General features: G+C 74.1%; 14 protein-coding genes. 10 read left to right on the forward strand and 4 right to left on the reverse strand.

Features of this window, described 5'->3' with window-relative positions; all coding sequences use genetic code 11:
• From BBH68_RS22265 to BBH68_RS22280, 4 genes are all read left to right on the forward strand, one after another.
• Window positions 1-790: ABC transporter ATP-binding protein (locus BBH68_RS22265; RefSeq protein WP_065965236.1), on the forward strand; the 790-nt coding region annotated here is incomplete at its 5' end.
• On the forward strand, window positions 787-1,743 hold the full coding sequence (locus BBH68_RS22270) for an ABC transporter permease (RefSeq protein ID WP_065965237.1): 957 nt from the start codon (window positions 787-789) through the stop codon (window positions 1,741-1,743). The genes BBH68_RS22265 and BBH68_RS22270, both read left to right, overlap by 4 nt.
• Entirely contained in the window at window positions 1,743-2,552 is an 810-nt protein-coding gene (locus BBH68_RS22275) for an ABC transporter permease (protein ID WP_104531372.1), read from the forward strand. Before BBH68_RS22270 ends, BBH68_RS22275 begins: the two co-directional genes overlap by 1 nt.
• A 2-nt stretch (window positions 2,553-2,554) precedes the next feature.
• On the forward strand, window positions 2,555-3,976 hold the full coding sequence (locus BBH68_RS22280; protein ID WP_065965238.1) for an NAD(P)/FAD-dependent oxidoreductase: 1,422 nt from the start codon (window positions 2,555-2,557) through the stop codon (window positions 3,974-3,976).
• Between the two features lie 108 nt (window positions 3,977-4,084).
• On the opposite strand, the gene BBH68_RS44305 is transcribed toward BBH68_RS22280, so the two are convergent.
• Both BBH68_RS44305 and gabT read right to left on the reverse strand, forming a co-directional pair.
• Window positions 4,085-4,684, reverse strand: coding sequence for a phosphatase PAP2 family protein (locus BBH68_RS44305; RefSeq protein ID WP_342673147.1), 600 nt, complete (start codon window positions 4,682-4,684; stop codon window positions 4,085-4,087).
• Between the two features lie 444 nt (window positions 4,685-5,128).
• On the reverse strand, window positions 5,129-6,478 hold the full coding sequence (gene gabT / locus BBH68_RS22290) for a 4-aminobutyrate--2-oxoglutarate transaminase (RefSeq protein ID WP_065965239.1): 1,350 nt from the start codon (window positions 6,476-6,478) through the stop codon (window positions 5,129-5,131).
• A gap of 294 nt (window positions 6,479-6,772) precedes the next feature.
• On the opposite strand from gabT, the gene BBH68_RS22295 reads away from it, so the two are divergent.
• The 6 genes from BBH68_RS22295 (at window position 6,773) to BBH68_RS22320 (ending at window position 17,810) form a co-directional block, all read left to right on the forward strand.
• Window positions 6,773-8,992 (forward strand): ATP-binding protein, encoded by a 2,220-nt coding sequence (locus BBH68_RS22295; protein WP_065965240.1) that lies wholly within the window; start codon window positions 6,773-6,775, stop codon window positions 8,990-8,992.
• 387 nt (window positions 8,993-9,379) lie between these two features.
• The gene (locus BBH68_RS22300; RefSeq protein ID WP_065965241.1) at window positions 9,380-11,449 is read left to right on the forward strand and encodes a PucR family transcriptional regulator; all 2,070 of its coding nucleotides are present in this window, start codon (window positions 9,380-9,382) and stop codon (window positions 11,447-11,449) included.
• A 208-nt stretch (window positions 11,450-11,657) separates the two neighbouring features.
• Window positions 11,658-13,118, forward strand: coding sequence for an aldehyde dehydrogenase family protein (locus BBH68_RS22305; RefSeq protein WP_065965242.1), 1,461 nt, complete (start codon window positions 11,658-11,660; stop codon window positions 13,116-13,118).
• 592 nt (window positions 13,119-13,710) lie between these two features.
• Window positions 13,711-14,853 carry a sensor histidine kinase gene (locus tag BBH68_RS22310; RefSeq protein ID WP_065965243.1) on the forward strand — a complete coding sequence of 381 codons (1,143 nt, stop codon included), beginning with the start codon at window positions 13,711-13,713 and terminating at the stop codon, window positions 14,851-14,853.
• Window positions 14,850-15,518, forward strand: coding sequence for a response regulator (locus BBH68_RS22315; protein WP_065965244.1), 669 nt, complete (start codon window positions 14,850-14,852; stop codon window positions 15,516-15,518). Before BBH68_RS22310 ends, BBH68_RS22315 begins: the two co-directional genes overlap by 4 nt.
• 114 nt (window positions 15,519-15,632) lie before the next feature.
• Window positions 15,633-17,810 carry an MMPL family transporter gene (locus BBH68_RS22320; RefSeq protein WP_065965245.1) on the forward strand — a complete coding sequence of 726 codons (2,178 nt, stop codon included), beginning with the start codon at window positions 15,633-15,635 and terminating at the stop codon, window positions 17,808-17,810.
• Between the two features lie 86 nt (window positions 17,811-17,896).
• Here the strand turns inward: BBH68_RS22320 and BBH68_RS22325 are convergent, their stop codons facing one another.
• Both BBH68_RS22325 and BBH68_RS22330 read right to left on the reverse strand, forming a co-directional pair.
• Window positions 17,897-19,942 (reverse strand): glycoside hydrolase family 31 protein, encoded by a 2,046-nt coding sequence (locus BBH68_RS22325; RefSeq protein WP_065965246.1) that lies wholly within the window; start codon window positions 19,940-19,942, stop codon window positions 17,897-17,899.
• Between the two features lie 133 nt (window positions 19,943-20,075).
• Window positions 20,076-21,092 carry a LacI family DNA-binding transcriptional regulator gene (locus BBH68_RS22330; RefSeq protein WP_065965247.1) on the reverse strand — a complete coding sequence of 339 codons (1,017 nt, stop codon included), beginning with the start codon at window positions 21,090-21,092 and terminating at the stop codon, window positions 20,076-20,078.
• Between the last annotated feature and the right edge of the window lie 255 nt (window positions 21,093-21,347).

Here is a 21,347-nt window from a genome sequence, read left to right on the forward strand (position 1 = left end):
GAGATGCTGGATCCAGCTCGGCGACTTCGCCCGGCGCCGGCCGGCCCAGCTCTCCGGCGGCCAGCAGCAGCGCGTCGCCGTCGCCCGCGCGCTGATCAACCACCCCAAGGTGCTGCTGCTCGACGAGCCGCTGGGCGCCCTCGACCTCAAGCTGCGCCGCCAGATGCAACTGGAGCTCAAGCGCATCCAGACCGAGGTCGGCATCACCTTCGTCCACGTCACCCACGACCAGGAGGAGGCCATGACCATGGCCGACACGGTCGCGGTGATGAACGGCGGCCGCGTCGAGCAGAGCGGCGCCCCCGCCGAGCTGTACGAGAACCCCCGCACCACCTTCGTCGCCAACTTCCTCGGCACCTCCAACCTGATCGAGGCGCGCGTCACCGACAAGAGCGGCGGCAACCTCGTGGTGACCGCCGCCGACCGCACCCTCGCCCTGCCCCTGGAGCGGTGCGCCCCCACGACACGCACCGGCGAGAAGGTGCTGGTCGGGGTGCGCCCCGAGAAGATCACCCTCAGCCACGCCGACGACACGGATACCATCCCCGACGGGCGCAACCGGATCACCGGCCGGATCGCGGACTCCAGCTTCATCGGCGTCTCCACCCAGTACGTCGTGGACACCCCCTGCTGCCCCGGGTTCGCCGTCTACGAGCAGAACATCGAACGCGACGCCCGGCTCGTGCCCGGCGCCGAGGTCGTCCTGCACTGGAACCCCGCGCACACCTTCGGCCTCGACGCGGCCCAGGACATCGACGCCGGAACGGACCTGGAGGAGGCCACCCCATGACCGCCCCTCCCAAGACGACGCCCGCCGGCCCCACGGCCACCGCCGGCCCCACACGTCCGCCGGCCGCGCCCGCCGTCCGCCGGGCCGCCGTCCGCAAGCGGCTGGTGCCCTACTGGCTGCTGCTCCCCGGCATGCTCTGGCTGCTGGTCTTCTTCGTCGCGCCGATGGTCTACCAGGCGTCCACCTCGATCCAGACCGGCTCCCTCGAAGCGGGCTTCAAGGTCACCTGGCACATCAGCACCTACTGGGACGCGCTCGCCGAGTACTACCCGCAGTTCCTGCGCTCGGTGCTGTACGCAGCCACCGCCACCGCCCTGTGCCTGCTGCTCGGCTACCCGCTCGCGTACGTCATCGCCTTCAAGGCGGGCCGCTGGCGCAACCTGCTGATGGTCCTGGTCATCGCCCCGTTCTTCACCAGCTTCCTGATCCGCACGCTCGCCTGGAAGACGATCCTGTCCGACGGCGGCCCGGTGGTGGGCGCGCTCAACACCCTCCACCTGCTGGACCTGACCGACTGGATCGGGCTCACCCAGGGGCAGCGGGTGCTGGCCACCCCGCTCGCCGTGGTCTGCGGACTCACCTACAACTTCCTGCCCTTCATGATCCTGCCGCTCTACACCTCCCTGGAGCGCATCGACGGCAGGCTCCACGAGGCGGCCCAGGACCTCTACGCCCGGCCCTTCACCACCTTCCGCAAGGTCACCTTCCCGCTGTCCATGCCGGGTGTCGTCGCCGGCACCCTGCTCACCTTCATCCCCGCCGCCGGCGACTACATCAACGCCGAACTGCTGGGCTCCACGGACGAGAAGATGGTCGGCAACGTCATCCAGTCCCAGTTCCTGCGCGTCCTCGACTACCCGACGGCCGCCGCGCTGTCCTTCCTCCTCATGACGGCCATCCTCGCCATGGTCACCGTCTACATCCGCAAGTCCGGGACGGAGGACCTGCTCTGATGCCCCTGCTGCGCCCCACAGGGCACTGGATACGGCGGAACCTCGTGGTGATCGCGGGCCTCGGCACCCTCGCGTACCTGATCCTGCCCAACGTCGTCGTCCTGGTCTTCTCCTTCAACAAGCCCAACGGCCGCTTCAACTACGAGTGGCAGCGGTTCTCCACGGACGCCTGGAGCGACCCGTGCGGCGTCGCCGATATGTGCGGCTCCCTCACGCTCAGCCTCAAGCTCGCGGTGTGGGCGACCATCGGCGCCACCGTCCTGGGCACGATGATCGCCTTCGCGCTCGCCCGCTACCGCTTCCGGGCGCGCGGCGCGGTCAGCAGCCTGGTCTTCCTGCCGATGGCCATGCCCGAGGTCGTCATGGCCGCCTCACTGGCCACCCTCTTCCTCAACATGGGCGTCGACTTCGGCTTCTGGACGATCCTCATCGCCCACATCATGTTCTGCCTGAGCTTCGTCGTCACCGCCGTCAAGGCCCGCGTGATGAGCATGGACCCCCGGCTCGAACAGGCCGCCCAGGACCTCTACGCCACCCCGGCGCAGACCTTCTGGCGCGTCACCCTCCCGATCGCCGCCCCCGGCATCGCCTCCGGCGCCCTGCTCTCCTTCGCGCTCTCCTTCGACGACTTCGTCATCACCAACTTCAACGCCGGATCGACCGTCACCTTCCCCATGTTCGTCTGGGGATCCGCACAGCGCGGTACGCCCGTACAGATCAATGTGATCGGCACGGCGATGTTCGCCATCGCGGTGCTGTGTGTCCTCGCCGGCCGACTGGCCGGCAGCCGCCGCAAGAGGAGCCGATAGCCATGGCCACAGCCGCCATGAGCCCTGAAAGAGCCCTACGCGCCCTGGCCGACGCCGCCCCCAGGCCCTACTGGCTTGACGACCCCGCACGCCCCCGCCCCCACCCCGCCCTCGTCGGCGACGTCCACTGCGACCTGCTGGTCGTCGGCGGCGGCTACGGCGGGCTGTGGACCGCCCTGCTCGCCAAGGAACGTGACCCGGACCGCGAGGTCGTCCTGGTCGAGGCCCACGAGGCCGGCTGGGCCGCCTCCGGCCGCAACGGCGGCTTCTGCGCCGCATCCCTCACCCACGGCCTCGGCAACGGCCTGGCCCGCTGGCCCGGCGAACTGCCCGAACTCGAACGGCTCGGCCGCCGCAACCTCGACGCCATCGAGGCCGCCGTCGCCCGCTACGCCATCGACTGCGACTTCGAACGCACCGGCGAGATCGACGTGGCCACCGCCCCCCACCAGGTCCAGGAGCTGCGCCGGACCGCCGCCCAGGCCGCCGAGCTCGGCCTGGGAGAGCACGTGCTGCTCGACCGCGACGAGGTGCGCGCCGAGGTCGACTCGCCCACCTTCCTCGCCGGGCTCTGGGACCGCACCGGCGTGGCGATGCTGCACCCCGCCAAGCTCGCCTGGGGGCTCAAGCGGGCCTGCGCCGAGGCGGGAGTGCGGATCTACGAACACACCCCGGCCGAACGCCCCACCCGCGCCGGCGCCGCCCTCGAGGTCCGCGCCCCCTACGGACGGGTCCGCACCCGGCAGCTGGCCCTCGCCACCAACGCCTTCCCGGCGCTGGTGCGGCGCGTGCGCCCGTACGTCGTCCCCGTCTACGACCACGCCCTGATGACCGAGCCGCTGACCGACGACCAGCTCGCCGCCATCGGCTGGAAGCGGCGCCAGGGCCTCAGCGACAGCGCCAACCACTTCCACTACTTCCGGATGACCACCGACCGGCGCATCCTGTGGGGCGGCTACGACATCGTCTACCGCTACGGCGGCGGGGTGCGCGCCGAGTACGACCACCGCCCCGCCACCTACCGGACCCTCGCCCAGCACTTCTTCCGCTGCTTCCCGCAGCTGGAGGACGTGCGCTTCAGCCACGCCTGGGGCGGCGCGATCGACACCTGCTCCCGCTTCTCCGCCTTCTTCGGCACCGCGCACGGCGGGCGGGCCGCCTACGCCCTCGGATACACGGGCCTCGGGGTGGGCGCGACCCGCTTCGGCGCGGAGGTGATCCTCGACCTGCTCGGCGGCGAGGACAGCGAGCGGACCCGGCTGGAGATGGTGCGCCGGAAGCCGCTGCCGTTCCCCCCGGAGCCGGTGCGGTGGGCGGGCATCGGCATCACGCAGTGGTCGATGAGGAGGGCGGACGCCAACGGGGGCAGGCGCAATCTGTGGCTGCGGGTCATGGACCGGCTGGGGCTGGGCTTCGACAGCTGAGGGCTGTCCGGCAGCCGGGGGCCGTCCGGTAGCCGGGGGCCGTCCGGTAGCCGGGGGCTTTCCGGTAGCTGAGGGGTTGACCGCTGAGGGCTTTTGTCGGCCGGCCCTTCAACGCCGGGTGCGGCGCAGGACCAGCCACAGCGCCCCCAGCAGACAACCGGAAAGACACCAGCTCCCCACCACGTCCAGCGGCCAGTGATAGCCCCGCCGCACCAGCCCCGCGCCCACGGCGAGGTTCAGCAGCGCGACCAAGGCGACCAGCGCACGGCGCAGCGCCCGGTGCCGGGAGTGCTGAGGGCGCCGGGGATACGGGCGCAGCAGCAGGAGGGCCGCGCCGTAGGCGACCGCGGCGGTGGCGGCGTGGCCGGACGGGTAGAAGCCGGAGCCGTCCGCGAGGGGGCCGGGCGGGCCGGGGCGGTCGACCAGGGCCTTGGCCGGGGCGACGAGCGCCGGGACCGCCGCCATCGCCACGGCGGCGGCCAGCGGCGGCAGCCACCGGCGCGCCGCCGTCGCCCCCGCGCCCCGCTCCCGCCAGGCCACCCAGCCCACGACGGCCGCGAGCACGGGCAGCGCCACGGTCATGTTGCCGAGGTCGGCGAAGAACTCGGCGGCGGAGGAGGGGAGCAGCGTGGCCCCGGGCCCGGAGGGGGCGGTGAGCGCCCGGTCGAGCCGCTCGTCGAGCGGGCGGAGCGGGCCGTGGGCGGCCACCTGCCAGGTGCACAGCGCGAACAGGACCGCCGGGACGAGTACCGCGGAGACGAATACCGAGGAGACGGATGCCGCCGGGACGGATACCGCCGGGACGGGGCCCGGTCCGGGCGAGGGGGGAACAGCCGACGGCCCCGGAACAGGGGGGGTGGTTCCGGGGCCGCCGTGGTGACCGGTGTACCGCGCGCCCCGGGGGGTTTGGGGCGGGCGGCCATCCGATCGGTGAGGAGATCCGGAGCCGGAGGCTCCAGTGGTGTGCGCGAGGGCACAGCCGGGTCGGGGCTGGGGAAGCACCGGCTCGGCGTCGCTCGCAGTCCCCTGCGAGCGGGGTGTTTCTCTCATCTGTCACGACCGTACGGCAGCGAAGCCGCGCCGGACAGGCCGATCACCCAGCTGTCATCGCCCTCGCACATCTTCTTCACGCCGCACATTGATCACTCACAGTCACAGCTGTCCGAACGCCTCTTCGAGGACGTCCAGACCCTCGTTCAGCAGCTCCTCGCCGATGACCAGCGGCGGCAGGAAGCGCAGCACGTTCCCGTACGTACCGCAGGTCAGCACCAGCAGCCCCGCGGCGTGACAGGCCTTGGCCACCGCGGCCGTCGCCTCCGGGTTGGGGTCCTTGGTGCCCGACTTCACCAGCTCGATGGCGATCATGGCGCCGCGGCCGCGGAGGTCGCCGATGATGTCGTATTTGTCCTGGAGAGCGGTCAGGCGGGTCTTCATGATCTGCTCGATGCGCTGGGCCTTGGCGTTGAGGTCGAGGTCGCGCATGGTCTGGATGGCGCCGAGGGCGGCGGCGCAGGCGACGGGGTTGCCGCCGTAGGTGCCGCCGAGCCCGCCGGCGTGGGCGGCGTCCATGATCTCGGCGCGGCCGGTGACGGCGGCGAGGGGGAGGCCGCCGGCGATGCCCTTGGCGGTGGTGATGAGGTCGGGGACCAGGTTTTCGTGTTCGCTGGCGAACCACTGCCCGGTGCGGCAGAAGCCGGACTGGATCTCGTCGGCGACGAAGACGATGCCGTTGTCCTTGGCGAAGGCGGCGATCCGGGGGAGGAAGCCGGGGGCGGGCTCGATGAAGCCGCCCTCGCCGAGGACGGGTTCGATGATGATGGCGGCGACGTTGTCGGGCCCGACCTGCTTGGTGATCATGTCGATGGCCTGGGCGGCGGCCTCTTCGGCGCAGTGGTCGGGTCCGGTGGGCCAGCGGTAGGCGTAGGCGACCGGGACCCGGTAGACCTCGGGTGCGAAGGGGCCGAAGCCGTGCTTGTACGGCATGTTCTTCGCGGTCAGCGCCATGGTGAGGTTGGTGCGGCCGTGGTAGCCGTGGTCGAAGACGACGACGGCCTGGCGCTTGGTGTAGGCGCGGGCGATCTTGACGGCGTTCTCGACGGCCTCGGCGCCGGAGTTGAACAGGGCGGACTTCTTGGGGTGGTCGCCCGGGGTGAGGGCGGCCAGTTCCTCGCAGACCGCGACGTAGCCCTCGTAGGGGGTGACCATGAAGCAGGTGTGGGTGAAGTCGGCGAGCTGGGCGGTGGCGCGCCGGACGACGGCCTCGGCGCTGGCGCCGACGGAGGTCACGGCGATGCCGGAGCCGAAGTCGATGAGGGAGTTGCCGTCGACGTCCTCGATCACCCCGCCGCCCGCCCGCGCGGCGAACACGGGCATGACCGTCCCGACCCCGGCCGCCACCGCCGCGGTCTTGCGCGCGAGCAGCTCCTGGGACTTCGGGCCGGGGATCGCGGTGACGATGCGGCGCTCCTGCGGGAGGGAGGGGCCTCCGGACAGTTCGGTCATGGGGTGCTCCAAAAGAACGGTGGCTTTGAAAGAACGGTGGCTTTATTCGCAGGCTAGGCGGGTGGAGGCGGGTACGGCATGTTCCGTTCGGGAGCAGTGCGCGGCCCGCGTTGTCCGCGACGGACATAGCGCGCCGCTTCGTCACGACCGCTCCGCCGCCGCCCGCGGGACGCGGAAACGGCCGGGTCGGTGAACTCCCCGGCCGGGAACACTAGATTGGACGCCGGCGCGTCAGCGCGGTGACGCGGAGCGCGAAGCACGGAGCACAGCCGGTCAGGGGGCAAGGGGCAGCAGATGGACACCGAGGGCACCTTCGACGCACGCGGCACCCACCACAACCCACCCCCGTACCCGGCCACCCCGCCCCCCTTCCCTGCTCCGCCCGCGGGTCCCCCGCCTGCCGCTCCACCCACCGCAGCGCTGCCCCACCCTCCCTACCAGGCCGCCCCGCCGCAGCCGCCTCGCCCTCAGAGCGCGCCGGGTACATTCCCCGCGGCCGCCCCGGGCCCCGGCGCACAGCCTTCCCTGATCGCCTGGCTGCGCACTCCGCGGCCCCAAGGGGCGCCGGGAGTGTGGACGTATGGGTACAAGCCCAAGCCACCGGAGGAGGACCGGATTCCCGACCGGCAGCTGATCGCCGGGGCGCTGATCGCGGCTCTCTGCGGCTGGCTGGTGTGGGCTCTCCTCTGGAACGACTATCTCGGCACCTACTGGTTGTGGCCGCTGGATCTGCTCACCCCGAACTCCTGGGCGGAGAACGGGGAGATGGCGTATGTCGTGGCGACGTACGCCTATTACGCGATCTTTGCCGGCGCCATCATTGTGATCTTCGGCCGTGTAGGCCACTGGGCAGAAGTCTGGCGCCGCTACGCGCTCCCCCTCTTCCGCCGCGCATGGGACGATCCCGGCTCCTCGCCCACCCCCGCCGACCCCCAAGCCGACCCAGCCCAGTGGCCCGAGCTGCGTGCCGCCGGTGCGCACAGTGCCGCTGAGCGGCTGGCTGAGGAGGCGCGGGTGGGGCGGATGAATGATGTGGATCTTGTCCGGATCCGGGGGGCCTGGCAGGCCGTGCGGGCCGGACGGAACTCGCTCGCCGCCTTCACCGACACCGTGCTGCGCCACGGCGCCGCCGCGCACGGGCATCCGTCGGGCGCGCGTGACCTGCCCGCCCGGACGGCCGTGCACGACCTGGTCGCCCGCCAGGTCCGGATCGGCACGGCCGTCGACGCCCCGCGCAACCCCTACCAGCACCGCGGTGTCGGCCTCGCCCTCGACCCCGAGGTGCTGGGCACCTCGCTGCTGGCCGTGGGGCCGCCCGGGGCGGGGAAGACGGGGCGGCTGGTGCGGCCCGTGGTGGAGGCGCTGTGTCTACAGGCGCTCGCGGGGCAGGTGGCGGTGGTCGCGGTGGGGGCGGCGGGGTCGGGGCTCGGGGCCGATGAGGCGTTCGACGTCGTGGTGAAGATCGGCCGTCCGGACTCCGCCTACGACCTCGACCTCTACGGCGGCACCACCGACCCCGACGAGGCCGCCGGCGTCCTCGCCGAGGCCCTGATCGGCGACATGGCGGCGTCGCTGCCGGGCGGGGACAGCCGCCGGGCAGCCACCGCGCTCGCCCAGCTGCTCGGCCCGTATCGCGCCGCGCACGGCCGTTTCCCGTCCGTGCCCGAGCTGCGTGAGCTGCTGGACGGCTCGAAGGCGGCGATCGGCGCGCTTCGCGAGGCGCTGGACGCGGCCGGGCAGTCGGCCCAGGCGCGTGAGCTGGACGCGCGGGTGCGGCAGGCCGGGACGCCGGGGGATGTGGGCTCGCTGCTGGCCGACCGGATCGCGCTGCTGGACCGGCCGGCGTTCGCCGAGTTCTTCCACACGGGCGGCGACCGGCGCCCCTTCTCGCTGCGCGCCCTGGAGCACCCGCTGCGGGTGCGGATCGACCTGCCCGAGCGCGGCCACGCCGAGGCGTCCCGGATGCTCGCGCGCCTGGTCCTGGCGCAGTTCACCGAGTGCGCCGTGGGCCGCGCGGACCGTTCGCTGTTCGCCTGCCTGGTGCTCGACGACGCCTCGCACACCATCACCGCCGAGGCGCTGCGGGGTATCCAGCGGCTGCGTGCTGCCAACGCGGGTGCCGTCCTGACCCTGCGCACCCTGGACGACGTGCCCGACGCGCTGCGCAGCGCGCTGCTCGGCGCGGTCGGCTGCCGGATGGCCTACGCGGGTGTGACGACCTGGGACGGCGCGCGGTTCGCCGAGGTGTGGGGCACGGAGTGGGTCGAGGCGCGGGATGTCACCGACCGCCAGATCATCGCGGAGGAGCCGTTCACCAAGGTGCTCCACTTCATCCGGAAGGTGGTCACGGGCAAGGCCGTGACCACCCAGTCGGTGACCGTGCGGAGGGTCGAGCGCGAGCGCTGGTCGGCCTCGGAACTGGCGCACTCGGTGCCCGCGGGGCACGCCGTGCTGTCGGTGACCTCCGTGCGGGGCGAGAGCGGGCCGCCGGTGCTGGTGGACCTGCGCGCCTGAGGGCTTGCCGGGGTTTCCGGGGGCCCGGGGACGCTCGGTGCTCGGCCCGGGTCGGCCCGCCCCACCGGGGAGGCTCGGTGCTCGGCCCGGGTCGGCCCGCCCCACCGGGGAGGCTCGGCGCTCGGCCCGGTCCGCCCGCCCCCGGTCCGTCCGCCCCCGGGTCCGTCCGCCCCCGGGTCCGTCCGCCCCCGGTCCGCCCGCCCCCGGGTCCGTCCGCCCCCGGGCCGGCCGCCCTCCGGGCGCGCGCGGCCGGAAGCAGCCGAAACTCGGCCTTTCTTCGATTCCCGGGATTCGGCCACTGAGGCAGAATCGGTTACAGCCGTTCATACGGGACGGCGAAGTCGCGTCGATGGCGGCGGAGCCGCGTCGAAGTCCACCGAAGGTGCCATGCTTCCCACCCTCGCCTCACTGGTCCACCACACCGCGCTGAAGCTGTCCGTGCTCGCCGGTGAGGACCGGCTGGAGACGCCCGTGCGCTGGGCACACGTCAGTGAGCTCGCCGACCCCGTGCCGTATATGGAAGGCGGTGAGCTGCTGCTGACGACCGCGATGAAGCTCGACGCCGAGGACCCGGAGGCGATGCGCCGCTATGTGCGCCGGCTGGTCGGCGCGGGGGTCGTGGGGGTCGGCTTCGCGGTCGGGGTGAACTACGAGGGGGTGCCCGCCGCGCTCGTCGCCGCGGCGAAGGAGGAGGGGCTGCCGCTGCTGGAGGTGCCGCGCCGCACTCCGTTCATCGCGATCAGCAAGGCCGTGTCCGCGGCCATCGCCGCGGACCAGTACCGCGCGGTGACCGCCGGGTTCGAGGCGCAGCGGGAGCTGACCCGGGCCGCGATCGGCGCGGAGGGGCCCGCCGCGCTGCTGGCCAGGCTCGCCGCGCACGTGCACGGCTGGGCGGCGCTGTACGACGCCTCCGGCGCGGTGGTGGCCGTCGCTCCCGACTGGGCGGCCCGCCGGGCCGCCCGGCTCACGGCCGACGTCGAGCGGCTGCGCACCCGCCCGGCCCCCGCCAGCGCCGTCGTAGGCGGAGGCGGCGGAGGCGGAGGCGGAACGGGAACCGGGGGCGGGAGCGCCGAGGGGGAGGGGAGCGAGGGCGCCGGGGGCGCGGATGCGGCCGATGACGCGGCGGCGGACCGGGTGGAGCTGCAGTCGCTCGGCACCGGGCGCCGTACCCGGGGCGTGCTCGCGGTCGGCACGGCCGCGCCTCTGGGCACCGCCGAGCGCTACGCCGTGCATTCGGCGGTGGCGCTGCTGACCCTGACCACCGAGCGTTCCCGCGCCCTACAGGAGGCCGAGCAGCGGCTCGGCGCCGCCGTGCTGCGGATGCTGCTCGCGGGGGAGCCCGACCACGCGCGGGCGGTCGCCGGACAGCTGTACGGCGGTCTGCTCGACGCGCCGTTCCGGATGCTCGTCGCCGAGGCGGCGCCGGGCGGGGGAACACAGCAGCAGCCGGGCGCGGTCGGTTCCGGGGCCGGCGCCGTGGCAGCCTCCGCGGTCGGCGCCGTGACCGGTTCAGCGGCGGCTTCAGCGGTCAGCGCAGCGGTCAGTCCAGCAGCCGGTTCCGCCGCCGGTTCCGCAGCCGGCTCAGCCGCCGCTTCGGTCGCCGGTTCCCCCGGTTCCGCCGGTTCCGCAGGCACGGACGGCGCGGACGGCGCGCCGGCGGACGGCCCGGCGAGCACGGCCCCGCCCGGCGCCACCCGCGCCGACGCCCAGGCCGCCGCCAAGCCGGGCGGCGCGGCGGCCCGCAAGGGCGTCAAGGGCACCGCGAAGGCCAGGACCGCCGTCGCGGCTGCCGCCGCAGCCGAGACGGCCGCGGCCGGCGACCCCCTGGGGTCGCTCGCCGACGCGATGGAGGCGGCCGCCGCCCGTTCCGGCGAGGCCGTGCTGGTGGTGCCCGACGGTGAGCGTCTCGTCGTGCTGGCCCCCGACGGCGGCGTGGCGGTCTCCGTCTGCGCCGAGCACGCCAAGGCGGTGGAGAGCCGCCGCGGCACGGCGACCCGGCCGCGTGACCGCAGCGCCGCGCCCCTGGGCGACGATCTTGTCATCGGGCTCTCCGCCCCGGCGGGTCCGACGGCCGCCGCGGCCGCCTACCGCCAGGCGGAGCAGGCGCTCTCCGTGGCCCGGCGGCGCGGCCGGGTGCTGGTGGAGCACGAGGAGGTGGCCGCGGGCTCCGTGCTGCCCCTGCTGGCCGACGACGCCGTACGGGCCTTCGCCGACGGCATGCTGCGGGCGCTGCGGGAGCACGACGCGACAGGGCGCGGGGACCTGGTGGCCTCGCTGCGGGCCTGGCTGTCCCGGCACGGCCAGTGGGACGCGGCGGCCGCCGACCTCGGGGTCCACCGGCACACCCTCCGCTACCGGATGCGCCGGGTCGAGGAGATCCTGGGCCGGTCGCTGGACGACCCCGATGTGCGCATGGAGTTGTGGCTGGCCCTCAAGGCGACCGCGCAGGGCACCTAGCAGGGCTGGCCCGCCCCACGCCGATGAGTGGGGCCCCACGCCAATGCCTGGCGCGCCGATGCCTGGCGCCCCACGCCAATGCGTAGCGCGCCACCCTCCGACTGCTACGCAGCGGACAAACCGTTTCCGGCCCGGTCGCGCCTACGGTGGAGGTTGAGAGACATCCGCACCATCACCCCACCACTTTCCGGAAGGGTCGGGATCCGCTGTGCCAGACACGAACGAAGCCGTCACCCACGCGTTCTGGCTCGCCGGCCGCGAGGCCACGGGCGAGAGCACCTTCGAGGTCACGTCCCCCTGGGACGGGCGCCTCGTCGGCGCGGTGAGCATTCCCACCGAGGCCCAGGTCGAGGAGGCCGTCGCGGCCGCCGCCGCCGTCGCGGAGGACTTCGCCGCGACCCCCGCGTACGTACGGGCCGCCGCCCTCGACCATGTCTCGCGGCGGCTGGGCGAGCGCGCCGAGGAGATCGCGCGGCTCATCTCCGCCGAGAACGGCAAGCCCATCAAGTGGGCGCGCGGCGAAGTGGGCCGGGCCGTCTCCGTGTTCCGGTTCGCGGCCGAGGAGGCCCGCCGGTTCAACGGTGGGGACGCCCAGCGGCTGGACACCGACCAGGGCGGCACCGGGCGGCTGGCGCTGACCCGCCGCTTCCCGCGCGGGGCCGTGCTGGGCATCGCGCCGTTCAACTTCCCGCTGAACCTGTGCGCCCACAAGGTCGCCCCGGCGATCGCCGTCGGTGCGCCGATCATCCTCAAGCCGGCCCCCGCGACCCCGCTCTCGGCGCTGCTCCTCGGCGCGCTGCTGGCCGAGACCGACCTTCCGGCGGGGTCCTGGAGCGTGCTGCCGGTGCCCAACGACCGGATGCCCGCCCTCGTCCAGGACGAGCGGCTGCCGGTCATCTCCTTCACCGGCTCCGACAAGGTCGGCTACGCCATCAAGGAGTCCGTGCCGCTCAAGCACTGCACGCTGGAGCTCGGCGGCAACGGCGCCGCGGTCGTGCTGGGCGACTACACCTCCGAGGTCGGCCTGGAGTGGGCGGCGGGCCGCATCGGGACCTTCTCCAACTACCAGGCCGGGCAGTCCTGCATCTCCGTCCAGCGGGTGATCGCGGACACGTCCGTCTACGAGCGGCTCGTACCGAAGATCGTCGCGGCCGTCGAGGCCCAGGTCACCGGCGACCCGTCCGACGAGGCGACCGACGTCGGCCCGCTGGTCAGCGAGGACGCCGCCAAGCGCGTCGAGGCCTGGGTGGAGGAGGCCGTCCAGGGCGGGGCGAAGGTGCTGACGGGCGGCAAGCGCGAGGGCGCGTCCTACGCCCCGACGGTCCTCGCCGATGTGCCCGCCGACGCCCTGGTCTCCTGCGAGGAGATCTTCGGCCCGGTGCTCATCGTCCGCGAGGTGGCGGGTGAGGAGGAGGCGTTCGAGGCGGTCAACGACTCGAAGTACGGGCTGCAGGCCGGCGTCTTCACCCACGACCTGCAGACCGCCTTCCGCGCCCACCGCGCGCTGGAGGTCGGCGGCGTGATCGTGGGTGACGTCCCGTCGTACCGCGCCGACCAGATGCCCTACGGCGGCACCAAGCGGTCCGGCGTGGGCCGCGAGGGGGTGCGCTACGCGATGGAGGACTACACCTACGAGCGGGTCCTGGTGCTCACCGGCCTCGACCTCTGAGCCGGACGACGCTCGGACGTAGGGCGCCCACGCGGAGGGTGACGTAGGTCCTCCGCGTGGGCGCGTGGCCCGCGATGTCGGGCCGGGCCCGTCCTCGGCCGCTCCGGACCCTCGACCGGAGAAGCCGAGACGGGCAGATGGATCCGGCGGTGGGCGGCCGGCTTGCGGCGCGGCCGCGGCACGCGCGCCCGGGGCGCTGCCGTAGATCCGCACCACCTCGTCCCCGTCGCACGGGTGACGTAGCCGAACAGCACTCGGGCGAGCCCGGTCCCCGCGACTCGTCTTCGGCTACGGGATCACCTCCTCGTCCGGCGGCCTGGACTTCAGGACCAACAGCTTCGGCGTGTCCTTCAGCTGATTCCCGCCCCGCCGGCCGCGTGCCGCCGCTCCCTGGGGCGGCGGCCTGCGGAACACTGCCGGTCCGCGGAACTCCGCCGGCCCGCGGCCGGGCATCGGCGTGCGGACGGCACCCGCCGTACCCCACCGGTTGCGGCCCCGGCGCGCCGCGTACTCCCCGGGTCGCGGCGGGAGAAGCCTGGTTGCCGCCGTACGGGGGAGGGGCCCGCACGCGAGCCGAATCTAGGGTGGGCGCATGGTCTCTCACGGCTCCCTCGCCCGTCTGTGGCCGCCCCGCGGCCGGTGGGCGGACGCGATGCCGGCCGGCGGGGTCTTCATCCTGGCGGCCGCGGGCGGCCTGAGGTCGCTCATCGGTGAGCGCCAGCAACCCTGGCCGGTCACCGCCTTCGGCTGGGCGATGATCGCCGCCGCCTGCGGGGCGCTCTGGTTCCGCCGCCGCCATCCGGTGGCCGTCGCCCTCGGCGTGCTGGCCGCCACCGCCGCCTACTACCTCACCAGCGCCTACGACGGGCCGCTCCTGGTCGCGTTCGTCGTCGCCCTGTACACGGTCGCGGCCCGGGGACGGACATGGGCGGCCGTCGCCCTCGCCGCGCTGAGTGTCCTCGCCGTCGGCGCCGGCACCCTGGAGGGCAACGACGACGTCAACGGAGTCGGCCTGTTCATGCTCGCCGGCTGGCTTGTCGCGGTGATCGCGCTCGGCCGGGCGCGCCACACCCGCCTGGCCTACGTCCACGAGGTGGAGCAGCGCGCGGCCGGCGAGGAGCGGCTGCGCATCGCCCGGGAGCTGCACGACGTCATCGGACACCACATCTCCCTCATCAGCGTCCAGTCCTCGGCCGCGCTGCACCGCATCAGGAAGGACCCCGGGCAGGCCGAGACGGCCCTCGCCGCGATCAAGAAGTCCAGCCGTGAGGCCCTGCGCGAGCTGCGGACGACCCTCGGCCTGCTGCGGCAGGTCGACGAGGAGGCGCCCACCGCGCCGCCGCCCGGCCTGGCCAGGATCGGCGAACTCGTCGAGTCGGCCCGGACGGCCGGGTTCGAGGTGCGCGCGCACACCACCGGCGAGCCGGTGCCGCTGCCCACCGAAGTCGAGCTGGCCGCCTACCGCATCGTCCAGGAGGCGCTCACCAACGTGGCCCGGCACTCCCGGGCCACCGCCGTCACCGTCCACGTCGGCCACGCGCCCCGCGAGGTGCGGATCGAGGTCGCGGACAACGGGCGCGGCCCGGACCGGACCGCCCCCGGCAGCGGCATCAGCGGCATGCGCGAGCGCGCCCGCGCGCTGGGCGGCGAGCTGACCGCCGGCCCCGGGCCCGACGGCGGCTTCGCCGTCCGCGCCCGCCTGCCGCACCGTGACGGAGCATCATGGCAGGCATGATCAAGGTCTTGCTGGCGGACGACCAGCGGCTGGTGCGCGCCGGATTCCGCTCCATCCTGGAGGACGAGGACGACATCACGGTGGTCGCGGAGGCGGGCGACGGCGACGCGGCCGTCTCGGCCTGCCGCGAACTGCGCCCCGATGTGGCGCTGCTGGACATCCGGATGCCCGGCACCGACGGCCTGGAGGCGGCTCGGCGGATCACCGCCGACCCCCGCCTCGAGGGCGTCAGGGTCGTCATCCTGACCACCTTCGACCTGGACGACTACGTGTACGGCGCGCTGCGCGCCGGTGCCACCGGCTTCCTGGTCAAGGACACCGAACCCGAGGAGCTGATCCACGCCGTACGGGTGGCCCACCGCGGGGACGCGCTGATCAGCCCCTCGGTGACCCGGCGGTTGATCGCCGAGTTCGCCGGACGGGTCAGGGCCCCCGAGCCGGGCCCCAGGCTGCGTGCCCTCACCGGCCGCGAACGCGAGGTGATGGAGCTGGTCGCCGCCGGGCTGACGAACGACGAGATCGCCGCCCGGCTGGTGCTCAGCCCGGCCACCGCCAAGACCCACGTCAGCCGGATCATGAGCAAGCTGGACGTCCGGGACCGCTCCCAACTCGTGGTGCTGGCCTACGAGTCCGGCATGGTCAGCCCCGGCTGGCTGGCGGGATAGCCCCCCACGACCGGAGGGGTACGCCGGCCCGGCACCCGCCCACCCGTGGGGTACGGCGGGTGTCCGCCCCGGGACGATGCCCCGGGGCCCGCCCGGCCCGGATGCTTCCGGGCCATGAGCGCACCTCCCCACTCCGCCACGTCCGCGGCCCCGGGCGTCTTCGGGCGCCTCGCCGCCTGGTCCCAGACCCACCGCTGGGGCGCACTGCTCCTGTGGGTCCTCGCGGTGGCCGCCGTCACCGCCGGATCACAGGCGGCCGGCAGCGCCTACCGCAACGACTTCACCCTGCCCGGCACCGACTCCCAGACCGCCACCGACCTGCTGGCCGAACACGGCTCCCGCCAGGCGGGCGACAGCGTGCAGATCGTCTTCAGGGACGAGGGCGGGCTGCGCGCCGAGCGCGGGACCGTCGGCAGGACCCTCGACCGGGTCCGCGGCCTGCCCTCCGTCGTCGAGGTGCGCGGCCCCTACGCCGACGCCTCCGCGATCTCCCGGGACGGCACCGTCGGCTACGCGACCGTCACCCTCGACGGCAAGGCGGAGCAGGTGCCGAAGGAGGACGTCACCCGCGTCATCGACACCGCCCGGGCCGCCGAGGGCCACGGCCTGGAGGTCGCGCTCGGCGGCGACGCCGTGCGCGGCGCCGAGGAGGGCGGAGGCGGCGTCGCGGAGGGCGCGGGGATGCTCGCGGCGCTGGTCATCCTCGTCATGCTGTTCGGCTCGCTGGTGGCGGCGGCGCTGCCGCTGGTCACCGCGGTGTTCGCGGTGGGCGGGGCCATCGGGCTCATCGCCCTGGCCTCCCATGTGTTCACGGTCGCCGACTTCACCCCGCCCGTCATGATGCTCGTCGGGCTCGGCGTGGGCGTGGACTACGCGCTCCTGATCTTCTACCGCTACCGGCACGAACTCATCCGCGGCGCCGACCGGCACACCGCCACCCGCACCGCCCTGGACGCCGCCGGACGCACGGTCTTCTTCGCCGGCTGCACCGTCATCATCGCGCTGCTCGGCCTGGTCGCCCTGGGCCTGGGCGCGCTGCAGGGCGTGGCGCTCGCCGTCGCGCTGACCGTGCTCGTCACCATGGCGGCCTCCCTGGTCCTGCTGCCCGCGCTGCTGGCCGTCCTCGGCGGGCGCGTCCGGCGCCAGGTGCTGCGGCGCGCCGAGCGGGCCCGGGCCAAGGGGAGGGAGGAGGGCCGGCGCTGGCGGGCCCTGGCCGGTGCCGTGCAGCGGCGCCCGCTGCCCGCGCTGCTGGCCGCCGTCGTGGCGCTGCTCGCGCTGTCCGCCCCGGCCCTGAGCCTGCGCCTGGGCTTCGCCGACGCGGGCAACGAGCCGACCACGTCCACCAGCCGCCGGGCCTACGACCTGCTCGCCGAGGGCTTCGGCCCCGGATTCAACGGCCCGCTGGTCGTGGTGAGCCGGGGCGACGCGGCGGCCGCCCGGGAGCTGCGGACCGCGCTCGCCCACACCGACGGCATCGTCGCCACCACGCCGCCGCTGCCCTCCGAGGACGGCGCCGTCTCCACCGTCCTCGCCTTCCCCGCCACCTCCCCGCAGGACGAGGGCACCACCGACCTCGTCCACACCCTGCGCGACCGCGTCCTGCCCCCGCTCGCCGGGCGCACCGGCGCCGAGTACCTGGTGGGCGGGCCCACCGCCGCCGCCCAGGACTTCGCCGACTCCGTCGCGGACCGGATGCCGCTGTTCGTCGCCGTGGTCGTCGGCCTGTCCGCGCTGCTCCTGATGGTCGTGTTCCGCTCCCTGCTGATCCCGCTGAAGGCCGCGCTGCTCAACCTGCTGTCCATCGCGGCCGCGCTGGGCGTGATCACGCTCGTCTTCCAGGAGGGCTGGTTCGGGGCGCAGCCCGGCCCGATCGAGGCCTTCATCCCGGTCATGATCTTCGCGATCGTCTTCGGCCTCTCCATGGACTACGAGGTGTTCCTCGTCTCCCGCATCCACGAGGAGTGGGAGCGGACCCGGGACCCCTCCCACGCGGTCCGCGAGGGCCTCGCGGCCACCGGCAAGGTGATCACCGCGGCCGCCGCCATCATGATCGTGGTGTTCGCCGCCTTCGTGCTCAGTCCGGACCGGATGCTCCAGCAGTTCGGGCTGGGCCTGGCGGTGGCCGTCCTGCTGGACGCGGTGGTGATCCGCTGTCTGATCGTCCCGGCCGTCATGCGGCTGCTGGGCGCCCGCGCCTGGTGGCTGCCCGCCCCCCTCGCGCGCCGGCTGCCGAAGGTGGCGCTGGAGCGGCCGGACGCCGGCCGAGGCGGGCCGGAGCCGGGTTCCGGCTGAGGCGGGCGCGCCGACCGCCGCGGGTGGCGGCTCGGCTCCGGCGGTCCCGGCCCGTCAGGGCGCGCGCCGGCCCGGTTCCCCGCCCCTCAGGGCTCGCGCACCGGCAGCCGCGCGTCGTCGCGCAGGAACAGCGGGATCCGGTCCAGCGGCGCGGGCACGGTCACCGTCCTGCCGCCCTCCCAGCTGTCCCCGGTCCAGGCGTCCGTCCAGCGCGCCCCGGCCGGGAGATACGCGCTCCGCTCCGTCGCGCCCGCCTCCAGGACCGGGGCGACCAGCAGATCCGGCCCCAGCAGATAGGCGTCCGCGACGCCCCAGGCCGCCTCGTCGCCGGGGAACTCCAGGAACAGGGGGCGCAGCGGCGGCAGCCCCTCCTCGTGGGCGGCGCGCATCTGCGCCAGCACGTACGGCTTGAGGCGCTCGCGCAGCCGCAGGTAGGAGCCGAGGATGCGCTCGGCCTCCTCGCCGTACGACCACACCTCGTTGGGGCCGCCGGTCATGCCGGGCCCGAGCGGCAGCCCCGGGTCGCGGAAGCCGTGCAGCCGCATGATCGGGGACAGCGCGCCGAACTGGAACCAGCGGATCAGCACCTCGCGGTAGGCCGGATCGTCCGGGTCGCCGCCGTGGAAGCCGCCGATGTCGGTGTTCCACCACGGGATGCCGGACAGCGCCACGTTGAGCCCGGCGGCGATCTGCCGGCGCAGCGTCGCGAAGTCCGTGCCGATGTCGCCGGACCACAGGGCCGCGCCGTAGCGCTGGCTCCCCGCCCACGCCGAGCGGTTGAGGGTCACCACCTCCTCCTCACCCGCCGCCCGCATGCCCTCGTGGATGGCGCGGGCGTTCTCGCGCGGGTACAGATTGCCGACCTCCAGGCCGGGCCCCGCGTGGTAGCGCAGGTTCGCGGGGAAGCCGGGCTTGAGCTCCGGCTCGCAGGCGTCCAGCCAGAAGGCGCGGATCCCGTACGGCTCCAGGTAGTTCTCCCGTACCCGCGACCACACGAACTCCCGCGCCCGGGGGTTCGTCGCGTCGTAGAAGGCGACGTGGATCCGCTCGCCCTCGCGCACATCGGGCCAGTCGGCGTGCGCCGTGGGCCCGTACTCGGTGCCGACCAGGAGGCCCCGCTGCTCCATGGTGTCGTGGTTCTCGCTCAGCGGGGAGACCGACGGCCACACCGACACCACCAGCTTGATGCCGAGCCGCTCCAGCTCCCGCGTCATCGCCGCCGGGTCGGGCCAGGCGACCGGGTCGAACTTCCAGTCGCCCAGGTGCGTCCAGTGGAAGAAGTCGCAGACGATCGCGTCGATCGGCAGCCCGCGCCGCTTGTGCTCGCGGGCCACCGCCAGCAGCTCCTCCTGGGTGCGGTAGCGCAGCTTGCACTGCCAGAAGCCGGCCGCCCACTCGGGCAGCATCGGCGCACGGCCGGTCACCGCCGTGTAGCGGCGCTGCGCGGCCGCCGGGTCCCCGGCGGTGATCCAGTAGTCGATCTGGCGCGCGCTGTCGGCGACCCAGCGGGTGCCGGTCGCGGCCAGCTCCACCCGCCCGATGGCCGGGTTGTTCCACAGCAGGGTGTAGCCGCGGCTGGAGGTGAGGACCGGGATCGCCACCTCGGAGTTGCGCTGCACCAGGTCGATCACGGCGCCCTTCTGGTCCAGCAGCCCGTGCTGGTGCTGGCCGAGGCCGTAGAGGCGCTCGCCCTCGTACGCCTTGAAGCGCTGCTCGATGCGGTGGTAGCCGTTGCCCGTGGCGGTGCGCAGCCGCGGCCCCGGCCACCAGAAGTGGGCGCGCTGCTCGGCGAGCAGTTCCCGGCCGCCCTCGGTGGTCTCGAACCGGATCATGCCGTCCGCGCCGATCCGGGCGGTGATCGCGCCGCAGGTCAGCGACGCCTGCCCGGCCTCGATCCGGACACTCGCGGCCGCCGGTGGCGGGGCGTCGAGGAGCGCGCCGGGCAGGTCCTCCAGCAGCGGCCCGCCGAGCCGGGCCCGGACCCGGATCGCGTCGGGCCCCCACGGTTCCAGACGCACGGTCTCCTGCCGCCCGGTCCACTCCAGCGCGCCGTCGCGCTCGCCGAAGCTGCCGACGGTGGGGGAGGACTGGGCGAGCGACGCCGATGCGGTGGCCGGCGGTGACGGTTTCACGGGGCGCTCCTCGGGATGCGGCGGTGGACGTACGGGGCTGAGAGCTCTACGGGCGTATCGCTTCGGGGACGTACGGCTCAGGGGCACTACGAGGGCGGGACTGCCCCGCGAGGGCGGGCTTCAGGGGGCCGGGTCAGGGCGCGGTGTGCGGCGCCGGGCCCGAGCTCGCCCGCACCGTCAGCTCGGGCGCCAGCAGGGTCACCTCGTCCGCGCCGCGCCCCTCCAGCTTGGCCACCACCAGCTCCACCGCGCGCCGGCCCATCTCCTCCGCGGGGATGGCGACGGAGGTCAGCCGTACCGAGGCCTGGGCGGCCACCTGGTCGGGGCAGACCGCCACCACCGAGATGTCCTCCGGGACCGCGCGGCCCTGCCGGCGGAGCAGGCTCAGCAGCGGGTCGATGGCGGCCTCGTTCTGCACCACGAAGCCGGTGGTGCCGGGGCGCTCGTCGAAGATCCGGGCCAGCGCCCCGGCCATGGACTCGTAGCTGCCCTCGCAGGGCCGGTGCAGCAGGCGCAGGCCCAGCTCCCGGGCCCGGCCGCGCAGCCCCTCCAGCGTGCGCACGGCGAAGCCGGTGTGGCGCTCGTAGACCGCCGGCGCCTCGCCGACCACGGCGATCTCGCGGTGGCCGAGCTGGGCCAGGTGCTCGGCGCACAGCGCGCCGGTCGCCGTGAAGTCGAGGTCGACGCAGGTCAGTCCGACGGTGTCGGCGGGCAGTCCGATCAGCACGGTGGGCTGCCGGGCGTCCCGCAGCAGCGGCAGCCGCTCGTCCTCCAGCTCCACGTCCATCAGGATCATGGCGTCGGCCAGCCCGCTGCCGGTCACCCGGCGCACGGCCGCCGGGCCCTCCTCGCCGGTCAGCAGCAGCACGTCGTAGCCGTGGGCGCGGGCGGTGGTGGCCACCGCGATGGCGACCTCCATCATCACCGGCACGTACATGTCGGTCCGCAGTGGCACCATCAGGGCGATGATGTTGGAGCGGCTGCTGGCGAGGGCGCGGGCTCCCGCGTTCGGGTGGTAGCCGAGCTCCTTGATGCTCTGCTCGACCCGCTCGCGGGTGGGGGCCGAGATCGAGCGCTTGCCGCTGAGGACGTAACTCACCGTGCTGGCGGAGACCCCGGCGTGCCGGGCGACCTCGGCGAGGGTGACCATGCGGGGACTCCATCCGACGTGGACCGCGACAGGGGACTCTTCGGCGGACCCACGCAGGACTCCACCGGAGAGGGGCAGTCAGTGAAGCGCTTCGACAGGGCTGCCGGGCGACTCCTGGCTGGCTGCACCGTATCGACAGTAATCCTGTACGGGTTCGCTGTCCAGATAGTCGAAGCGCTTCAACTGGCTTTTTCCACCGCCTCGGGCCACCCGCTTTGCCGCCCCGTCGACCCGGAGGCACACTGGCACCGTACG

It is taken from the genome of Streptomyces sparsogenes, assembly GCF_001704635.1.
GTDB classification, from domain to species: Bacteria; Actinomycetota; Actinomycetes; order Streptomycetales; family Streptomycetaceae; genus Streptomyces; species Streptomyces sparsogenes.